The sequence below is a fragment of the Janthinobacterium violaceinigrum genome (assembly GCF_009208555.1).
GTDB classification, from domain to species: Bacteria; Pseudomonadota; Gammaproteobacteria; order Burkholderiales; family Burkholderiaceae_D; genus Janthinobacterium; species Janthinobacterium violaceinigrum.
In genome coordinates, this window is the sequence record NZ_WFLI01000054.1 from 14,954 (window position 1) to 33,615 (window position 18,662).

At 64.2% G+C, this 18,662-nt stretch carries 14 protein-coding genes and 1 rRNA gene; 6 read left to right on the forward strand and 9 right to left on the reverse strand.

Translation table 11 applies throughout. The features are described 5' to 3' along the window. Positions 1–34: 34 nt before the first annotated feature. The 9 genes from GCN75_RS26845 to GCN75_RS26885 form a co-directional block, all read right to left on the reverse strand. Positions 35–1,180 carry a D-alanyl-D-alanine carboxypeptidase family protein gene (locus tag GCN75_RS26845; protein ID WP_152285073.1) on the reverse strand — a complete coding sequence of 382 codons (1,146 nt, stop codon included), beginning with the start codon at positions 1,178–1,180 and terminating at the stop codon, positions 35–37. Positions 1,181–1,295: 115 nt separating this feature from the next. After that, complete coding sequence (locus GCN75_RS26850) at positions 1,296–1,949, reverse strand: alpha/beta hydrolase (protein ID WP_152285074.1); 654 nt, start codon at positions 1,947–1,949, stop codon at positions 1,296–1,298. A 35-nt stretch (positions 1,950–1,984) separates the two neighbouring features. Next, on the reverse strand, positions 1,985–2,302 hold the full coding sequence (locus GCN75_RS26855) for a (2Fe-2S) ferredoxin domain-containing protein (RefSeq protein WP_034781335.1): 318 nt from the start codon (positions 2,300–2,302) through the stop codon (positions 1,985–1,987). Positions 2,303–2,346: 44 nt separating this feature from the next. Next, on the reverse strand, positions 2,347–3,534 hold the full coding sequence (locus tag GCN75_RS26860) for a VanZ family protein (RefSeq protein WP_152285075.1): 1,188 nt from the start codon (positions 3,532–3,534) through the stop codon (positions 2,347–2,349). A gap of 10 nt (positions 3,535–3,544) precedes the next feature. Then, entirely contained in the window at positions 3,545–4,159 is a 615-nt protein-coding gene (locus GCN75_RS26865; protein ID WP_152285076.1) for an ABC-type transport auxiliary lipoprotein family protein, read from the reverse strand. A gap of 12 nt (positions 4,160–4,171) precedes the next feature. Next, positions 4,172–5,131, reverse strand: coding sequence for an MlaD family protein (locus GCN75_RS26870; RefSeq protein WP_152285077.1), 960 nt, complete (start codon positions 5,129–5,131; stop codon positions 4,172–4,174). Beyond that, positions 5,131–6,030 carry an ABC transporter ATP-binding protein gene (locus GCN75_RS26875; protein WP_152285078.1) on the reverse strand — a complete coding sequence of 300 codons (900 nt, stop codon included), beginning with the start codon at positions 6,028–6,030 and terminating at the stop codon, positions 5,131–5,133. Before GCN75_RS26875 ends, GCN75_RS26870 begins: the two co-directional genes overlap by 1 nt. After that, entirely contained in the window at positions 6,030–7,163 is a 1,134-nt protein-coding gene (locus GCN75_RS26880; RefSeq protein WP_152285079.1) for an MlaE family ABC transporter permease, read from the reverse strand. The genes GCN75_RS26875 and GCN75_RS26880 overlap by 1 nt, the downstream gene beginning before the upstream one ends. Before the next feature lie 57 nt (positions 7,164–7,220). Further along, positions 7,221–8,741 (reverse strand): B12-binding domain-containing radical SAM protein, encoded by a 1,521-nt coding sequence (locus GCN75_RS26885; protein ID WP_152285080.1) that lies wholly within the window; start codon positions 8,739–8,741, stop codon positions 7,221–7,223. 132 nt (positions 8,742–8,873) lie between these two features. Here GCN75_RS26885 and GCN75_RS26890 point away from each other — a divergent pair, with 132 nt between their 5' ends. From GCN75_RS26890 to GCN75_RS26915, 6 genes are all read left to right on the forward strand, one after another. Continuing rightward, a complete protein-coding gene (locus GCN75_RS26890; RefSeq protein WP_152285081.1) occupies positions 8,874–10,493 on the forward strand; it encodes a DUF2138 family protein in 1,620 nt (539 codons plus the stop codon). Then, positions 10,490–11,164: a DUF1175 family protein gene (locus GCN75_RS26895; protein ID WP_152285082.1), complete on the forward strand. Its 675-nt coding sequence runs from the start codon at positions 10,490–10,492 to the stop codon at positions 11,162–11,164. The genes GCN75_RS26890 and GCN75_RS26895 overlap by 4 nt, the downstream gene beginning before the upstream one ends. An 8-nt stretch (positions 11,165–11,172) precedes the next feature. After that, positions 11,173–15,705, forward strand: a complete 4,533-nt coding sequence (locus GCN75_RS26900; RefSeq protein ID WP_226941592.1) for an alpha-2-macroglobulin family protein — start codon at positions 11,173–11,175, stop codon at positions 15,703–15,705. Beyond that, the gene (locus tag GCN75_RS26905) at positions 15,705–17,408 is read left to right on the forward strand and encodes a DUF2300 domain-containing protein (RefSeq protein WP_152285084.1); all 1,704 of its coding nucleotides are present in this window, start codon (positions 15,705–15,707) and stop codon (positions 17,406–17,408) included. The genes GCN75_RS26900 and GCN75_RS26905 overlap by 1 nt, the downstream gene beginning before the upstream one ends. Positions 17,409–17,437: 29 nt before the next feature. Continuing rightward, a complete protein-coding gene (locus tag GCN75_RS26910) occupies positions 17,438–18,166 on the forward strand; it encodes a YfaP family protein (protein WP_152285085.1) in 729 nt (242 codons plus the stop codon). 393 nt (positions 18,167–18,559) lie between these two features. Further along, positions 18,560–18,662 (forward strand): 16S ribosomal RNA (locus tag GCN75_RS26915); the annotation flags it as partial.

Sequence of the window (18,662 nt, forward strand, 5' to 3'; positions counted from 1 at the left end):
CGATGCGGGCATTTTTGATGGGAGTGCTGACTGCTTATTTCATCCACAGACGCATCGAATCCCAGGCGCGGCCAAAGATGGTTGCCTGGTTGATGGTTTCCAGGGCCACGACGGGCAGTTCCAGCAATACCTTGTCGTCGACCATCATTTTCAGTTTGCCGACAGGAGCGTTTTCAGCCAGCGGCGCGACCAGCGGGTCCTTGCGTTCCAGCACAGGTTTCATCTTGGCAGCCGTGCCTTTTGGTACGGTAACGAGCACATCGCGCGCGAAACCGATTTTCACGGTGCCTTTCGAGCCTTTCCACACTTCCGGCGTGGCCACGGCCTGGCCTTTCGAGTACAGCTTGACCGTATCGAAGTTCTGGAAGCCCCAGTTCAGCAGCTTCTGGCTTTCCTGCGTGCGGGCCTGGTCGGACGTGGTGCCCAGCACCACGGAGATCAGGCGGCGCTCGCCCGTGCCGCCGGGACGGCGTGCCGAGGCGATCATGCAATAGCCGGCCGCTTCCGTGTGGCCCGTCTTCATGCCATCGACGGTTGGGTCCAGCCACAGCAGGCGGTTGCGGTTAGGCTGGGTGATCTTGTTGTAAGTGAAACTCTTGATGGAATCGATTTTGTAGAATTCCGGATAGTCGGCGATCACGCGCTGGGCCAGCACGGACAGGTCTTGCGCGGTGGAATAGTTATCGGGGCTAGGCAAGCCATGCGGATTGGCAAAACGCGTGTTTTTCAGACCCATGCGCTGCGCTTCGCGGTTCATCAGCACGACGAAAGTGCCTTCATCGCCAGCAACGGCTTCGGCCAGCGCCACAGCGGCATCGTTACCCGATTGAATCATCAGGCCATGCAGCAAGTCGTCGATCGACACGGGCGTGGCCGGATCGATGAACATCTTCGAGCTGCTCGAATCGACTTTCCAGGCGCGCACGGACACGTTCACCTTTTGGTCCAGCGCCAGTTTCTTTTCGCGGATGGCGGCAAACGTCAGGTAAGCCGTCATGATCTTGGTCAACGATGCCGGTTCGATGCGTGCGTCCGGATCTTGCGAAGCAATGATCTGGCCACTGGTGGCGTCGAGCAGCAGCCAGGACTTGGCGGCGATGGTCGGGGCTGGAACGCTCTGGGCGAAGGCGGCGGATAGGAAAAGTACACTGGAGGCCAGTGCCGCTAAAAGTTTTTTCATGGAGGCTGGTCTGCGAGAAAAAGATGAAGGCTGAGGGCCATGTTGTTGCTACTTACATGGCCGCGTGGAAAAAACGGATCAATTATAGCCGTGGAAGCGCTAGTAAGCCCACACTTCAATGATCATCGGCTGCGATTGCGGGTTTGTCACCATGCCACAGCGCAATCACGAGGTTCTTGATGTGATTGAGCTTGCGGTGGAAAAAGTGGTCGGCGCCGGGGATCACGATCACGGGAATGTCTTGTGGACGGGCCCAGTCGAAGACGGCGGACAGGGGAATGGTGTCGTCCAGTTCGCCGTGGATCAGAATGGTGTCGGCCGGGATGTCGGCCATGGCCCACTTGCCGGCCGCGCTGCCGATCAGCGCCAGGCGCTCGACGGGCGTGCCGGCGGCGGCCAGGCGTTCCTGCAGTTTCGATTGCACGAAGGTGCCGAACGAGAAACCGGACAAGGCCACGGGCAAGCCCGGGTACAGGCCGCGCATGTGTTCATACAGCAACTGCATGTCGTCCGTCTCGCCCGCGCCATGGTCGTGCACGCCTTCCGAGGCGCCTATGCCGCGGAAGTTGATGCGCGCCACCACGTAACCGAGGGCAACAAACGCGCGCGCCAGGGTTTGCGTGACCTTGTTATCCATCGTGCCGCCGTACAGCGGATGCGGATGGGCAACGAGGGCGATGCCGCGCGGGGTATCTGCCGGGAAATCGAGCAAGCCTTCCATGCTGCCTGCATGGCCGGCGAGGGTAAATTTTTCCGAGTTTCTGTTCATGATGCTCATACTGGTGGCATTCTCTTAAATTGGCATTAAATCTTCAGGCGTTCGACGATCTTGCCGCCCACCAGGTGCGTATCGATGATTTCATCGATATCGCTGGTGTCGACGTAGGTGTACCAGGTCGCTTCCGGATAGATCACCAGCAGCGGGCCTTCTTCGCAGCGGTCCATGCAGCCGGCCTGGTTGATGCGGATCTTGCCCGCGCCATTCATGTCGAGTTCCTTGATGCGGCGCTTGCAATGCTTTTGCGCCGCTTCCGCGCCATGGTCGCCGCAGCTGTTGCGGCCATCTTCACGTTTATTCATGCAGAAAAAAACGTGGCGTTCAAAATACGGTGCGTCGCTCATGCTGCTCTCCTGCTGTTCAATACATTAATGCGCCATGATAGCGCTTATGGGTGGTCTTCGCGACGCTGGCGCTGCACATCGTCCTGCCGGTTCAGCCGGTGCGAGGGCAGGCACAGGAACCACAGGGCCATGAAAGGCCACAGCAGGGCCAGGAATTGCGCCGCGCCGTTAAAGTTGAGAAACTTGCCTTGTACCCAGCCTTGCAAGGTGGACATGAAATACGGATTGATCGGCGTCGTATTCACCATCACCAGGCTCAGCAGCAAGGTGGCGGCCGCGATGCGGCGCTGCGCCACGTGGGGCGCGAAGGCCAGGCCGCCCAGCATGATCAGGCCGATCAGGAAGCCGCCCTGGGCGCCCGGCGTGATCCAGACGAAGGCATTTTGTGGCGAAAACAGCAGCGCGCTGGCCATCGAGCGCACCACCAGCGCGGCGGCGATCAGGACCAGCATCAGCACGGCGCGCGGCGCGGCGCGACGTAGCAGGCACAGCAAGGTGAGCACGGCGCCCGTCATGCCGCAGGCCGTGATGATGGTTTCCGATAGCCAGTATTGCTCAACCGTCAATATCGTGTCGGGACGCAGATACGTGGCCAGGTCGATTTCCATGCCCATCAGGGTGGAAGCCCAGTCCGACAGGATGGGCAGCAGCTGGCCCAGGCCGAACAGATAGCCTTGCGGATAGATTTGCGCCAGCGGCCACAGGGCCACCAGCACCAGGCCCTGGCTCGCGTGCTGGGCAAACCAGCGCTGGCGCAGGCGCAGCAAATGGCTCTGGTCCAGCAGCTTGCGCGCCGTCAAGGCGCCGATGATGGAACCGATGAGGCAGCCCGCCGAATTCGTATAGAAGTCGAGATTCGACGACACGCGGCTGGGCAGATAGGTTTGCACGGCTTCCATGCTGCCGGAAATGAAGACGCCGCACAGGCTGGCGACGATGACGGCCAGGAATCCCGTCACCCTTGGAAACAGCGAATACACGATCAGCGCACCCAGCGGGATGTAGCCGACGACGTTGATGCCCACGTCAAAGCCCGTCCAGTAGCGGGGCATGCGCGTGTTTTCCAGGAAGGTCAGCGGCGACAAGCCGTTGCTGTGCCAGCCCGTGAACGGGAACCAGCTGGCGTACACGATCAGGAAGACGTAGGCGAGCAGGGTCGCGCGCGACACGGGCGACGAGCGTGCGGGCGGCAGTGGCGCGGGCGGGCTGGCTGGGGCTGCGGAGGCGGTCATTCGGCTGCGGTCACTCTTTCGGGATGGTCAGCGTGCCCAGCCAGGCCAGCAGGTCGGCGGCGATGGCGTCCGAGGCGGCTGCCAATGCCTGCGCGCCCCCTTGCGCATCGGCGCTGGCGGACGGGCCGCTGCGGCTGAAGGTTTTCTGGTCGATCAGGCGGTGGCCGCGGAACAGCGAGGCGCGCAGCGACACATGGCCGCTGCTTTGCGTCTGCGTGTCAAAAGCCTGCGAAAAATCATCGACGTCGATGCGCAGCAGAGGCATGCCGGCGGCCGCGTCCGTGGTCGACAGCACTTTCACGCCGCTTTGCGCCACGCGCGTCTTCAGGCGCTGGCTCAGCAGCTGGAGCGGCGGCGTGTTCCAGCGGTTGTAGGCGTACGGCCGCGATTGCTGCGCATCGGCGTACAGCAGGCGGTAATACATGCGCTGGCTGTCCAGCCAGGAAGGGCCGTTGGCGTCGGCGATCACCAGCACGGGCACGGCTGGCGCGGCCGTCTGTGCCGCCGCCTGGGGCGCGGCCGGACCGAAATCATAGAAAGTGGGGACGGGGCCGCGGCTGGCGCAGCCGCCCAGCAGGAAAGCGCCGGCCAGCATCAGTGCGCTGAGATTGCGAGGGATATGCATGCTGTGTTCTCCTTATTTGCCTGGCGCCGAAAAGCCGGGCTCGCCCGGGCCGGGCGGAATGTCTGGGGCGCCGAACAAGATGCTCTGCGGCTGTTCATTGAGCGTGCTCATGGTGGTTTTCAGGGCGCGCATCGAGGAACGCGCCTCGCCGCTCAGTTCTATGACTTGCGGCAAGACTTCCAGCGATACGCCATTGGCCACCGTTTCCACCGAATTGCCCACCCTGTCGACCGTGCCATTGACCTTCTCGAGCACGCCGCCGGGCGCCTGGATATCGTTGCCCAGTTTTTTCCACGTGGCCGTCAAGTCCGACACGTTCTTGCTGGCCGTGCTGACGGCCGTCAAGGTCTGGCGCGTCTGTTCCGTCAGCTGGGGCAATTGCGTCAAGGTCGGCTCCAGCTGCTGCGGAATGGCGCCAAAGGCCTTGGCCGCCTTGCCCACTTCATTGAAGGCGCCCAGCATGGCCGCCTGGTTGTCGGGGCTGAGCAGGTTGTTGACCTTGTTGGTGATCTGTTCGGCCTGGTCGAGGATGCGCTTGCCGCGCTTTTCCAGCTGGTCCAGCAAGCCCGCGCGCAGGGGAATCAGCGAAGGCTTGTCCTTGCTGGTGCCCAGCAACTTGGAACCCACGTGTTCATCGTCGAGCTGGATGTAGGCGATGCCCGTCACGCCCTGGTAGCCCAGGGTGGCAAAGGTGGTATTGGTGACGGGGGTATCGGGTGCCACGCTGATGTGCACGAGGATCTGCCCCGCCTTTTGCGTGTCGAAATCGATGGCGTCGACCTTGCCCACTTCCAGGCCACGGTAGCGCACGGTCGCCTGCGGATTGAGGCCCGGCACGGACAGGGTGGTGGCGAGCAGGTACGGCACTCTTTCCACGCGGTCGCGGTTGAACCAGACGCCGAACAGAATGGCGGCCACCAGCAAAGTGAGTGTAAAAAATCCCGTCATCAGGGCGTGTGATCTGTTTTCCATTACTTCTCCGCTTTCTTGTCTGTGCCGGCGTCGTCGCCTGGCTGCGCCGCCTTGCCGTCTGCCGCCTGTTTTTCATCGAGGACGGCCAGCGCGCGCTTGCCGCGGTCGCCGAGGAAAAATTGCTTGATGAACGGGTGGTCGACTTCGATCACCTCGCGCGTGGGGCCGATGGCAATCACGTGTTTTGCCGCCAGCACGGCGATGCGCGTGGACAGGGCAAACAGGGTGTCGAGGTCATGCGTGACCATCACCACCGTCAAGCCCAGCTCGCGGTGCAGCGACTGGATCAGGGACACGAAACTTTCCGACAAGTCCGGGTCCAGGCCCGCCGTCGGTTCGTCGAGGAACAGCAGTTTCGGTTCCAGCGCCAGGGCGCGCGCCAGGGCCACGCGCTTGATCATGCCGCCCGACAGGTCCGACGGCATTTTCAGCGCATGTTCCGGGCCCAGTCCCACCATGTTCATCTTTAATAGTACCGCGTCGCGTATCAGCGCCTCGGGCAGCACGCGCAATTCGCGCATGGGCTGGGCCACGTTGTCGAACACGGTCAGCGCCGAATACAGGGCGCCTTGCTGGAACAGCATGCCCCAGTGGTTGCGCAATTGCTGCAGCTGGTCGGAACTGGCCTGGTTGATATCCTCGCCAAAGACTTTGACGCAGCCGCGGGCCGGGTGTTCCAGGCCCAGCATCTGGCGCAGCAGCACCGTCTTGCCCGTGCCGGAGCCGCCCACGATGGACAGGATCTCGCCCCGTTCGATTTCCAGGTTCAAGTCCTGGTGCACGACGGTGCGGCCGAACTTGGTCCACAGATTGGTGATTTCCACCACGGGCGCGCTGCCATGCAGGTTGAACTGGCCTTCCTTGCCCGTGCCGCAAGCGATATTGGTGTCGTCCGCCATCAGTAGCCCACTCCATTGAAGACGATGGCAAACACGGCGTCGGCCAGGATCACCACGGTGATGGCCGTGACGACGGCGGTGGTGGTGCCGCGCCCCAGGCTTTCCGTGTTGGCCTTGATGCGCAGGCCGAAATGGCAGGAGACGAGGGCGATCAGCATGCCGAAGATGGCGCCCTTGCCCAGGCCGATCATGTAGTTGGCCAGCGGGACGGCGTCGGGCAGCTTCTGGATGAAGTAGCGTGCCGACAGATTCAGTTCCACCTTGGCCGCCACCATGCCGCCGATCAGCGCGGCCGTATCCGTCCAGATGACGAGCAGGGGCATGGAAATGGCCAGGGCCAGCACTTTTGGCATGATCAGGCGGAAACCGTGCGAAATGCCCATCACCAGCATGGCGTCGAGCTCTTCCGTGACGCGCATGACGCCCAGCTGCGCCGTGATCGACGAGCCCGAGCGGCCCGCCACGAGGATGGCTGCCAATAAAGGCCCCAGTTCGCGGATGATGCTCATGCCCAGCAGGTTGACCAGGTAGATGTCGCCGCCAAACGCGCGTAGTTGCTGGGCCGACAAGTAGGACAGCACGACGCCGATCAGAAAGCCCACGAGGGCCGTGATGCCCAGCGCCTGGAAGCCCGCATGGAAGATGTTGGCGGAAATTTCACGCCAGGGCCCGCGCATGGGATGGCGCGCGAAGCGGCCGATATCCTGCGTCACCTGGCCCACGAGGGCAATGAACCCCTTCAAATGTTCGAAAAACAGCAGGATGGCCATGCCCAGCTTCATCACGGGCGTGAGGCGGTTGGCGCGCGAGGGCGGCGTTTCCAGGGGGCCCGTCTCTTCGATGCGCCGGAAAAACTCTTCCAGCGACGGCGCCAGGGTCAGCTGCGCGGGACGCCGCTTGCCCCAGGCATTCCAGAACAGCTGGGCGCCGATATGGTCCATGCTGTCAATCTGCGACAGGTCCCATTGCACGGCGGCGTCGTCCTGCAGGGGCTTGAGCTGGGCATCGATGGCCTTGATGGCATTGTCATGCGCCAGCGCATGCACCTGCCAGGTGCCGCTGGCAGTGACAAGGGCTCCCTGTTGGGAGCTGGTCTGGGAGAGGGTCAGTTTCGGCGATTGTACAGTCGGCATCGTGCCAGTTTAAGGGAGAATGGCGCAGACCGCCACCGCTGTTCAATCGCCGGCCCGTCAGGATGCCAGGTGGCGCGCCTGCCGCTGCGGCAGGGCGACGTCCGGGCGCACCTTGGCATTGCTAGTACTCACTTCGCTTGGCTTGGCGTGCGCGGCTGCCTGCGCGCCGCCTGCATAGTCGCTGGCCACGAGGGCATTGGCTTCAAGCGCGCTCATGCCGCGCGTCTGCAGCCATTGCGCCACCAGCTTGGCCAGGCGCTCCATGGCGATGCGGTGCGTGGCGTCCGTGTGGGCGTACAGCCAGTTCGAAAAATCCATGAAGTTTTCAAACGGCGCGTCGCCCAGCATCCATTGCACCGTATTGGCAAAGCGGCCCGAATTGGCCACCAGGTCCCAGTAGCGGGCGAAGCGCACGAGGCGCTGCATGCTCATGAAATCGAGCTGCTTGTTCGCCAGGATGGTGTACGGCGGGTGCGGGTCGAACACCATGCCATAGTTTTCCGTGTGGCGGATGATGGGCGTGCCGCGCAGCCGCTTCAGGATGCCGAACTGGATTTCATGCGGTTTCAGGGCCACCAGCTTGTTGAATCCGGCCGCAAAGCTCGCTTCATCCTCGCCCGGCAAGCCGGCGATCAAGTCCACGTGCAGGTGGGCGTTCGATTCCTCGCATAGCCAGCGGATGTTGTCGGCCGCCTTTTGATTATCCTGCTTGCGGCTGACCAGCGATTGCACGTCCGGATTGAAACTCTGGATGCCGATCTCGAACTGCAGCGCGCCGGGCGGGAACTTGCTGATGCCTTCTTTCAAGGCGTCGGGCAGGTGGTCGGGCACCAGTTCGAAATGGGCGTAGATCGGGTCGTTGGGATTCGCCTCGATCTTGTCCAGGAAGAACTGCATGATCTTCAGGCTGGTCTTGATGTTCAGGTTGAAGGTGCGGTCGACGAACTTGAACAGGCGGGCGCCGCGCGCATGCAGGGATTCCATTTCTGCCAGGAAATTTTCCAGGGCGAAGGGCCAGGCCGTCTTGTCCAGCGCGGACAGGCAGAATTCGCACTTGAACGGGCAGCCGCGCGACGCTTCCACGTAGATGGTGCGGTGGCGGATATCGTCGTCCGTATACAAGGAGTAGGGCAGCTGCAGCTCCGCCAGCGGCGCCTGCACGCCCGCGTGGATCTTCATCAGCGGCTTGGGGCCGTGGAGGATCTCGCCGCACAGCTTGGGGAAGGTGACGTCGCCCCAGCCCGTGATCAGGTAGTCGGCCAGCTTGACGATCTCTTGCTCGCTCGCCTCATGCGACACTTCCGGCCCGCCCAGCACGATGACGACCTCGGGCGCCACGCGCTTGAGCATGGCCACCAGTTTCGTTGTTTCCTCGACGTTCCATATATACACGCCAAAACCGATGATGCGGGGCTTGTTCGTCAGGATGCGCTCGACCAGTTCCGTGGTTTTCGTGCCGATGACGAATTCCTGCAGCCGCGTCTGCGCCTGCAGCGGCCCCATATTGGCCAGCAGATAGCGCAAGCCCAGCGAGGCGTGGGTGTAGCGGGCGTTCAGGGTGGAGAGCAGGATGGTCATGGGAGGCGATTGAAACGGCGAAACCGCTATTTTACGCTGTCGCGTCAGCTGTGCGCTGCGGCCACAAATGCCATGTTACCATTTGTCAATAATTACTAACTTGTCAATGCTTCGGCAGGGTAAAAAGGATACATGGTGCTGGCGAAAAAAGTACTCAACAAGAAAGTCCTGCTCGGGGCGCTGGGCGGCGTGGCAGTGGTGGCCGCCGCACTGGTCGGCTACCGGGTCTTCGGCTGGGGCGCGATGGGACCGGTCAACGGCCTGAAGCTGGATTTGTCCCGGCCCGACGCGCTGGTCCGGACGACAAGCCTGTCGGCCTTGCCGCGCGACTTGCTGACGGTGCCGCTGGCGCGCGACGTGCTGCGCGAAGACTTCCTGTTCTATTACGAGCAAAGCGAAGACCGGCTGGGACTCAAGGGCAGCCTGCGCCGCATCGCCTATGAACATGAGCTGGGATGGGGCGACCAGCTGTTGCGCATGGTGCTGGACCAGCCCGCAGAAGTGGCCCTGTGGCGCGACGCCGACGGTTCGCTCAAGCATTTCGCCATCGCCGTATCGCGCAGCCAGCTGACGCGCCTGCTCGAAGAAGCGGGCAAGATCGCCTTGAAGGATACGCAGATGCGCGTGGCCGGCAGCTTGCGCGTCGATGGCGGCCAGGTGCCCGTGTATGCGCTCAATTACGCCTACCAGCGCACCTTGCTGTTTGCCGCGCACGGCCAGCGCCTGGTCATCCTGTCCCATCCGGGCATGCTGTATGGCGGCGCCGACGGCAAGAAGGGCGATGGCACGGCCGAGAAAACCGTGGCCAGCCTGCTGGCGCCGGAAGCGGCCAAACAGAACGTCTTCCATGCGCAGTTCCATCTCGACGGCGCCGCGCCCGAGGGCCACAGCATCGCCGTCAAGGCGGATTTCCTGTCGTTCGGCTACCAGCCGTTCTTCGGCGCGCTCGAAGCGCTGCGCTTCGATTTTCAACAGGGTGCCTGGCAGTCGAAGGTGCTGCTCAATGCCGACAAGTTAAAAAACGGCGGCTATGACAGCAGCGCCCTGTGGCCCGTGCTGCCGCACAGTCCCAGCGCCTGCTTCAGCGTGCCGGTGGAATGGACCGCGCTGCAGCCCGTGCTCAAGCGCCTGGGGAGCAATACCTCCGAGCCGGTGGTGCCGCTGGCCGGGCACTTGCAAGGCCCGGCCGCCGCCTGCTGGTACGGGACGTCGCGCCTGCATACGCCGGTGTTTGTCGCCACGCGTAGTGCGCAGGCCGGGGATGATGCTGTCTATGGAAGCCTGTTCGAGGCAGCCATCGGCGGCAAGGACCCCGTGCGCAAGACGACGGGCAAGGATGCTAAAGGTGGGTTCGTACGCTGGGAGCGCAGCGTCGCCACGGCCCTGGGCCAGTCCACGCCGGCGCTGGCCGTGGCCGGCAATACCGTTGTCTTCTCCGCTGATGGCAAACTGGTGGACCAGGTGCTGGCCGTGCGCCGCAAGCAGGCCCCGGCGGCCAGCGACCTGCTGCCCGATGGCGCGCACACCATCGGCCTGATCGCGCCCGCGTCGCTGGCCCGGCTGATCCAGCTGGAAGCCTTCGATACCCTGCCGGCGAATAACGAACCGGTACTGCGCGCGGCCGCCAACGAACACCTGGTGCCGCGCCTGAACGCCTTGAAAAAATATCCGCCGCTGCGCATGGTGCTCAAGCGGCAGCCAGCCAGCGGCACGTCATGGGAAGCGCTGGAATGGCAGGAGACTGCACGATGACGGTGCGGTATGCGCGCCGTGCCGCCTTGCGCTGGCTGGCGGCCTGCGCCGCCACCGTGGCGGCGCCCCGGGCGTGGGCCCTGCGCGCGGCTGCCGAGCCGCAAGTGCAGCTGTCGCAGGCCCAGAGCCGCGCGTTCCAGGCCTGGATGCTGCGCATCGTCAACGCACAGATCGAACGGGGACCGTCGCCGCGCTGGACGCACCGCGATTGCGCCGGCCTCGTGCGCTTTGCCGTCAACGAAGCCCTGACCGTGCATGACGCGAAGTGGCTGCGCGCGAACGGCATCGCCAGCGACCGGCGCCTGCCGCCCGAGCTGGAATTGAACGGGGCCCAGGCGGCCCTGCGCAACCGCTGGGTGCAGACGGGCGGCAGCATCGGCCACTTCGTCACGGCGCTGGCGCTGGTGCAGCACAACAGCCGTTTCATCGCCCGCGAAATCAGCCAGGCGCTGCCCGGCGACCTGCTGTTTTTCGACCAGGGCGATGAACAGCACCTGATGGTCTGGATGGGGGCGCGCATCGCCTACCACACCGGTACCGTCACCCCCGACGACAATGGTCTGCGGACCGTCGATATCAAAGAACTTACGAGCTGGAAGGACACGCGGTGGCAACCTGTGGTCAACAATCCGAATTTCGCCGGTGTGTTCCGGCTGGCGTTCTTGTCATGAAGCTTCTCATGAAGCTGTTATTTGCCGGCATGCTGGCGCTGCTGCTCACGCATGGCGCCTCGGCGCAGGAGCGCGAGCCCAGCAACTACGCCACCTTCAAGGGCGAACCCTTCTTTCTGCTGTCGGATGCCAGCTACGGCAGCGGCGACGAGTCGCGCGTGCGGCTCGAGGTGCCGGGCCGCGACATGGGGCGCATGAATCTGGAAGCGTATTCCGGCGCCGACATCGTCGTCTACCGCGTGCCCGAACCAATGGAGTTCCTGAAAAAACAGCGCAATCTGCACCGCATCCAGGTGGAGGGCAATTACCAGGGCGAGGGCCTGGCCAACACCTTGAGCTTTCTGTGGGATAGCTGGTGGAAGCAGTCGCGCCTGGCCTGGCGCAAGCTGTTTTCCGGCGAGGCGCGCCGCGCGGTAACCAAGGAACAGCCGCAGCTGGCGACGAATGACGCGATCCGCCGGCGTACCGTGTTCGCCAACCATCCGCAATACAAGCCGATCAAGGGCATGGAGCTGGTCGACAGCTTCCGCTATCCGATCTGGCAGGCCAAGGCCATCGCACCGCCGAAAGGCGTCAAGCTCGATGGCTCGAGCAGCGACTTCATCGTCGCCGGCGCCGGCAATGTGATGATCCCGCTGGGCAAGCGCAAGCCGGGCTTGTACCTGATCGAAGCGATCATCGGCGAACACCGCGCCACCACCCTGGTGTTCGTGTCGGACACGGTGGCCGTCACCAAGGTATCGTCCGGCCAGATGCTGGTGTGGACGGCGCGGCGCGACAACAGCGCCGCCGTGGCCGGCGCCAGCGTGGCGTGGACCGACGGCACGGGCGTGCTGCAGTCGGCCACCACCGGTGCCGACGGCGTCGCCTCGCTCGAGCGCGGCAGCCCGGAACACACGTATGTGCTGGGCCAGGACCGCGCCGGCGGCGTATTCGTGTCCGAAAATTTTTATTACGACAGCGAGATCTACAACACCAAGATTTATGCGGTGACGGACCGCCCTCTGTACCGGCCAGGCGACGAAGTCAACGTCAAGTTTGTGGGCCGCGAATTCACGTCGGCGCGCAATTCGCAGGCGGCGGCTGCTGCACCGTTAAGCCTGACCGTGCTCAATCCGAACGGCACGCCGCTGCTGACGCAGACGCTGCAGTTATCGGGCGACACGGGCGCCGATACGCGCTTCCGCCTGCCGACGGAAGCCACCGCCGGCGGCTATGAACTGCGCTTCAACTACAAGGACGGCGCCTATGGCGCGGCCTTCCGCGTGGCCGAATACGTCAAGCCGCACTTTGAAATCAACGTCCAGCCAGCGAAACCGGAATTCAAGACGGGCGAAGCGGTCAAGGGCAGCATCGCGCTGCGCTACCCCGATGGCAAGCCGGTGAAAAACGCGAAGATGACCTTGTCGCTGCGCGGCCAGCAAAACACCATGGTTGAGGGCGAGTTGCGTTACAGCGGCCTGTTCCCCGTGGCCTTGAAGACCGAGGAGGTGACGAGCGACGGCAGCGGCAATGTGGACTTCACCTTGCCGCCCGCAGCCGATCCCTCGCGCTACATCCTGACCGTGCTGGCGACCGACGGCGCGGCCTACCGCGTCAAGGCGACGCGCGAACTGATGATAGAGCGCTCGAGCAGCAGCTACCAGCTGAAGGCCACGCGCCAGTTTTCCGATCCGGGCCAGGCCGTGCATTTCGACCTGGTGGCCGATGGCCAGGGCGCGGCCAAGCCCGTGCGCTGGGAGATGGTGCAGCTGGAAAAACAGAGCAAGACCGAAGGTGCGTTCGATCCGAACGCCAAGGGCTGGGATGTGACATTCCCCGCGTCGGGCTCGTACCGGCTGGCGCTGCGCGACGAGCGCGGCAACCTGCTGGCCGCCGCCAGCCACTGGGTGTCGGGCGATGGCGTGCAGACGACGCCGGGCAGCATCGAGATCGTGCTGGACCGCGCCCGCTATCGTCCGGGCGATACCGCCGAGGCCTTGATCACCTTCTCCGACAAGGTGGACCAGGCGCTGCTGACGCTCGAGCGCGACAAGGTGGAACAATATGGCTTGATGGCGGGCGCCGCCAGCTGGTACCAGGCGAAGCAGGTAGCGCCGCGGCAGTGGCGCGTGCGCATTCCCGTCAAGGAGGAGCATGGCCCCAACATGACCTTCTCCGTGGCGTACACGCGCAATGGCGATTTCGTGTTCGAGAACGCCGGCCTGCAAGTGATCGAGCCGCGCATCGCGCTGCAGTTCAAGAGCGACAAGGAGGTCTACCAGCCGGGCGAGAAGGTGACCCTGGACGTCACGGCTACCCTTGAGGGCAAGCCTCTGAGCACGATGGTGGCGCTGGGCGTGGTCGATGAAATGATCTATGTGCTGCAGCCGGAAATCGCACCGGACATCGGCGACTTCTTCTACCATCCGCGCCGCAACAACGTGCGCACGACGGCCAGCCTGTCCTTCATCAGCTACGACATGGCGCAGGGGCGTACTGCCGGCGCGCCCGCGCGCCACAATTACAACGAGCGCGGCGTCAAGGTGCTGGAGCGTCCGCGCCGCGACAATATCGATACGGCGTACTGGGCGCCATCGCTGAAGACCGATGCCAATGGCCAGGCGCGCGTGAGCTTCACCATGCCCGACGCGCTGACCCGCTGGCGCATCACGGGCCGCGCGATGGACGAGCAGGGGCGCGTGGGCCAGCGCACCGCCTATCTGCGTTCGGACAAGAATTTCTATGCGAAGTGGACGGCGCCGGACTGGATGCGCGCGGGCGATGCGCCGCGTGCCTCGGTGGCCGTGTTCAACCAGACCGGCAAGGAGCAGGCGCTTGACGTCGTCCTCTCAGGTGGTGCACAGTCGAAGACGGAAAAACTGTCGGCCAAGCCGGGTGTCAACTACGTGGAGTTCCCGCTCGCTGCTGGCAGCGGGCCGTTGCGCCTGGAGCTGAAACAGAATGGCAAACTGGTCGACGCGCTCGACACCGCCATGCAAACCTTGCCCGCCGCCTGGCGCAGCCCGCGCACCCTGGTGCTGCCGCTCGACGGCGCCACGGGTGATATTGCGCTCAAGCTGCCGGCGGACGCGCGCAATATCCGCGTGTCGTTTGCGCAGGGGGCCGCCAGCCAGTTCGCGCGCATTGCCGACGACCTGATCGACTATCCGTATGGCTGCGTGGAGCAGACGGCGAGCCGCTTGATCCCGCTCGCGCTGGCCACGCAAAGCCTGGGGCCGGACGCCGGAGCGGCAGGCGAACGCCTGCAAACGCTGCTGACGGCGCAGCGCCTGCGCCTGGTGTCCATGGCGGGGCCGAACGCCGTCTTCGGCTGGTGGGGCAACGCCACGGATGGCAATGCCTTGATGACGGCGTACGCGTATTACGCGGACTGGTACGCGTCGCGTGCGCTGCGCATCGAACTGCCGCCCGAACACTGGAACAAGCTGCTGGCCGTCTACAGCGAACATGGCTTGAAAGATACGATGAGCGACCGCGCGCTGGTGCTGTGGATGGCGCGCGAGATGGGCCTGCCCACGCAGACGCTGGCAGCGGGCCTGGTGGACGACAGCGCGAGCGCCACACTGGGCGGCAAGCCGCGCCAGGCGGGCGACGGCGGCAGCCTGCTGCTGGGCGGTGCCCTTGACCGCGAGGCGCAGGCGATGGGGCTGGGCCTGGTGGCGCTGGTCGCCAGCCAGAATGGCATCGCCTTGCCGCATGGGCTGCAGCTGCAGGTGGCCAGCGCCTGGCAAGTCTTGCGTGAGTCCAGGGCGCCGGTAGCGCAAGCCTTGCTGATGCTGACTGGCGAAGTGCCGCCATCGCAGGCCGACGCGGTGCTGGCCGGCGTGCGCGCCGAGATGCCGACCCTGGACCGCGCGATGACGTTGATGTGGGTGCAAAAGAAGCTGGGTGGCGCATCGTTCGGCAAGGGGCCTGTCGTCGCGCCGGACGGCGCATGGCAAAAACGCGACAGCCGCAGCGGCCAGCCGGTCTGGCGTTGGAGCGACGCCAAGGGCCTGCCTGACAAACTGCGTCTCGCTGCGCCGGCGCCTGCGGGCACGGTGGCCGTGCTGCAGTACGACAGCCACGCGGCCGAAGCGCAGACGCTGGCGGTTGCCGTCGAGCGGCGCATCCTGCGCATGAAGCAAGGCAAGGGCGGCTACACGACGGAGCTGGTCAAGCCGGGCGAGGCGCTCAGCACGGACGCGCTGTACCTCGATGAAATCACGCTCAAGGCGGCGCCGGGCGCGAAGCACCGTTTTGGTTTGCTGGAAGTGGCGCTGCCACCGGGCGCCATGGTCGAATCGACCACCTGGGGCATGGTCATGGCGGGCGACAAGCCGGCCGCGCTGGAACGCGCGCGCCACACCGAGCGCCGCGACGGCTATGCCGTGCCCATCGAGCCTTTGGCCGGCGACGTGACGGTGCGCCATTTGCTGCGCTTTGCGCAAAAGGGCAGCTATGTGCTGCCGCCTGCGCGCTTTTACCGCATGTACCAGCCGGAGCAGAAAGCGTTCGAGGGCGGCGGCAAGACCACGCGCGCACTGAAGGTCGAGTGATGCGCGTGGCAATTCCCGCCTTGTTGGCGACGCTGTGGCTGGCCGCGCCAGCCTGGGCGCAGCCATCGGCAAAATCGCTGGATGTGGCCTGGTGGCGCGATGGCAAGATCGAAGTGCGGGAGCTGCGCCAGGGCGGCACTGCGTCGCGACCTTTGCCGCCGTTCGACGGCGCGCGGCAAGTGCCGCTGGCCAGCCTGTGGAAGCTGTTTGTCTATGTATACGCGGCCGATAACAAGGTGGCGATGCCGGACTACCGCTGCGGCGGCCGCGATCCGGACGAAGTGTATTGCTGCGATGCGGGCCAGAGCATCGGCCATGATGCGGCGCTGGCGCAATCCTGCGGCCCATTTTTCTCGCCCGGGCGTTTGATGATAGCGAAGGCGCCGTGGCGCCAGTACTGGACGGGCCGCCTGGGCGGCGCGCCTGCGGGCGACTTTGCCTGGCTGTCCGATCCTGCGCAGCTTGCTCCGGGGCGGTTGGTTCGGTTAGACAGCCTGCTGCGCGCGCTGGACAGCATACCGGCAGCCAGCCGCGCGGACGCCGAAGCGGCCCTGCTGCGCGTGGTGCTGGACGGGCGCGGTGCCGGCACGGCGCGCTGGTTCGGCAGCCAGCTGCGCGTGAAGACGTATTCCTGGCACGCGCAGCGCCGGGCAGAGGAACGTATCGGCGGCGCGGCCGGCTGGCTGGCCGATGGCACGCCCATCTGGTTTGGCGGCGCGGGCGGCAGCAGCAATGTGTTCGAGCAGTGGGCGCCCAAGCTGGCCGCCAGCTTGCCGCCTGTGGGTGCGGCCGACGATGGCGGCTGCGTGGTGGTCGATTACTTCACGCGCTATCCGATCCGTGCCGTGCGCGGCGAGCGCGGCGTGGCGGCGCCCGGTCCGCTCAGTGGCCGCTACCATGTGCAATTCGAAAATGGCCAGAACCTCGCCCTGCGCAGCACGGGCGAGTTGATGCTGCTGCAGGAGAAGGGCGGCCGCCCGCGCTTGCGCGGCCGCTTCGGCGTCAATGAATATGTGGCGCGGGTACTCGACCGCGAAGCGAGTGCGAATGAGCCGGAAGCGGCCAAGGCGCTGGCGATTGCCGCGCGCACGTATTTGCAGCAGAACGCGGCGACGGTGGCAGGCTGCCAGCAGATTGCCGACAGCAGCGCAACGCAGCGCGTCAGTCCCAGTCCTGCCACGCCGGCGGCGTTGGCCATTGCGCGCTGGACGGACCAGTTGATCGTCGACGGCGTCACCGTGCGCTATCACAGCAACTTGCCGTCCGAGGGCACGATGGCGTGGAGCGAGGCGGTGCGCCAGGCCAGACAGGGCAAGCACTACGATGAATTGCTGGCGGCGGCCTATCCCGGCGGCGCGCTGAGCACCTTTGGCAATACCGGTGTGCGTTGCCGGCGCCTGGCGCAGAACGAGGATTGGCTGGCGCGGTCCGTGCCGCGCTGGCAGCGCGTGCTGCTGCGCGAGGCCGGCTACGAAGCGCCGCCGCAAGCGCCGCTGGTCTGCGCCCTGTCCAGCGGCGCGCCGTATTCGGAACAGTCGCGTAACCGCATCTTCATGCGGCCGCTGGCCACGCGCGAAGACCGCATCACCTTGGCCCATGAATATTTACACCTGGGCCTGCGCCGCCATCCGAGCGGGCAGGACGAGGAATATGTCGAGCGGCTGGCCCGCCGGCTCGTCGATCTTAACCTGGAGGCCCTGTGAGTTTTTACATCCGTTGCTCGATTCCGCTAATGTTGTTGCCACTCTGGGCGCAGGCCCAGGTCACGATCGATGCACCGAAGGGCGGCTGGCGCAATTCGGCCGGCGCGCGCGAGGACTATACGCAGGCGGTCAACTATCCCGCCTCGTCGGTCAACCTGCAGCCGGGCCAGGCCGAGACGGCGCAGATACGGGGCCGCATCGCGGGCGCCGTCAAGGGCAAGCCCGCCACCCTGGTGGTCAATGGCGTGGCGATGCCGATGGAAGTGGGCGAGGACGGCAGCTATGGTCGGCCGTATGGCTTCGGCAGCGGTTCGAACAGCGTGGAAGTGCGTTCGCCCGATGGCAGGAGCCGCGCACGCACCCAGTTTGTCGACAGCTACCAGGGCAAGACGCAGGCGCGCTTGCGTATCGTGCTGTCCTGGGACAGCGCAGGCACCGATCTCGATCTGCATGTGGTCACGCCGGATGGTGGTCACGCCTGGTATGGCAATCGCGTCTTGAAAGATGGCGGCGCGCTGGATGTGGACGTGACGACCGGCTATGGGCCGGAAATCTTTTCCAGCGCTGCGCCCCTGAAGGGCAACTATCACGTCTATGTCAATTACTACGGCAGCGGCGAGAATACCTCCATGCTGACCGTCGCCCGCATATCGATCATCACCAATGAAGGCACGCCGCGTGAAAAGCTGCAGAGTTTTCAGGTGCCGATGCGGGCCGCTGGCGAGCTGACCTTGGTGAAATCGTTCGTCATGCCATAAATGGCTCTTGCAGAGCGGCGGCACCTTGGCTATAATTCGCCCCCTCGCTGAACGACGCATGCAAATGCAGCGTAAAGTGAGAAAAAGAAGGAGTTGACGGACGTAGCGAAATGCTTCATACTCTTCCTTCTTCGCAGCTGACAAACACAACGCTTTGTCGATGGTGCGAAAGCAGTAACCGAATACAGTTCTTTAACAATTAACAGTCGATAAGTGTGGACATTTGATGTAAGTGCAGCGTCAATCTTCGGATTGGCGTAATACTTAAAATATATCAAATGTTCACAAGAAATAATGAAATAGGATACTTCTTCGGAAGTAGCCTGTCAGTTTTTTGAGTGAGCGACCCATCAGCAATGATGGTGCCTATAAAAGGGCAAAGTAACAGAGATTAAACTGAAGAGTTTGATCCTGGCTCAGATTGAACGCTGGCGGCATGCCTTACACATGCAAGTCGAACGGCAGCACGGAGCTTGCTCTGGTGGCGAGTGGCGAA

Excerpts from the sequence above, each read along its gene's own strand:
- GCN75_RS26890 (WP_152285081.1), top strand. The coding sequence starts at position 8,874 with ATGGTGCTGGCGAAAAAAGTACTCAACAAGAAAGTCCTGCTCGGGGCG.
- GCN75_RS26870 (WP_152285077.1), bottom strand. The coding sequence starts at position 5,131 with ATGGAAAACAGATCACACGCCCTGATGACGGGATTTTTTACACTCACT.
- GCN75_RS26845 (WP_152285073.1), bottom strand. The coding sequence starts at position 1,180 with ATGAAAAAACTTTTAGCGGCACTGGCCTCCAGTGTACTTTTCCTATCC.
- GCN75_RS26885 (WP_152285080.1), bottom strand. The coding sequence starts at position 8,741 with ATGACCATCCTGCTCTCCACCCTGAACGCCCGCTACACCCACGCCTCG.
- GCN75_RS26865 (WP_152285076.1), bottom strand. The coding sequence starts at position 4,159 with ATGCATATCCCTCGCAATCTCAGCGCACTGATGCTGGCCGGCGCTTTC.
- GCN75_RS26900 (WP_226941592.1), top strand. The coding sequence starts at position 11,173 with ATGAAGCTGTTATTTGCCGGCATGCTGGCGCTGCTGCTCACGCATGGC.
- GCN75_RS26880 (WP_152285079.1), bottom strand. The coding sequence starts at position 7,163 with ATGCCGACTGTACAATCGCCGAAACTGACCCTCTCCCAGACCAGCTCC.
- GCN75_RS26905 (WP_152285084.1), top strand. The coding sequence starts at position 15,705 with ATGCGCGTGGCAATTCCCGCCTTGTTGGCGACGCTGTGGCTGGCCGCG.
- GCN75_RS26860 (WP_152285075.1), bottom strand. The coding sequence starts at position 3,534 with ATGACCGCCTCCGCAGCCCCAGCCAGCCCGCCCGCGCCACTGCCGCCC.
- GCN75_RS26910 (WP_152285085.1), top strand. The coding sequence starts at position 17,438 with ATGTTGTTGCCACTCTGGGCGCAGGCCCAGGTCACGATCGATGCACCG.
- GCN75_RS26855 (WP_034781335.1), bottom strand. The coding sequence starts at position 2,302 with ATGAGCGACGCACCGTATTTTGAACGCCACGTTTTTTTCTGCATGAAT.
- GCN75_RS26850 (WP_152285074.1), bottom strand. The coding sequence starts at position 1,949 with ATGAACAGAAACTCGGAAAAATTTACCCTCGCCGGCCATGCAGGCAGC.
- GCN75_RS26875 (WP_152285078.1), bottom strand. The coding sequence starts at position 6,030 with ATGGCGGACGACACCAATATCGCTTGCGGCACGGGCAAGGAAGGCCAG.
- GCN75_RS26895 (WP_152285082.1), top strand. The coding sequence starts at position 10,490 with ATGACGGTGCGGTATGCGCGCCGTGCCGCCTTGCGCTGGCTGGCGGCC.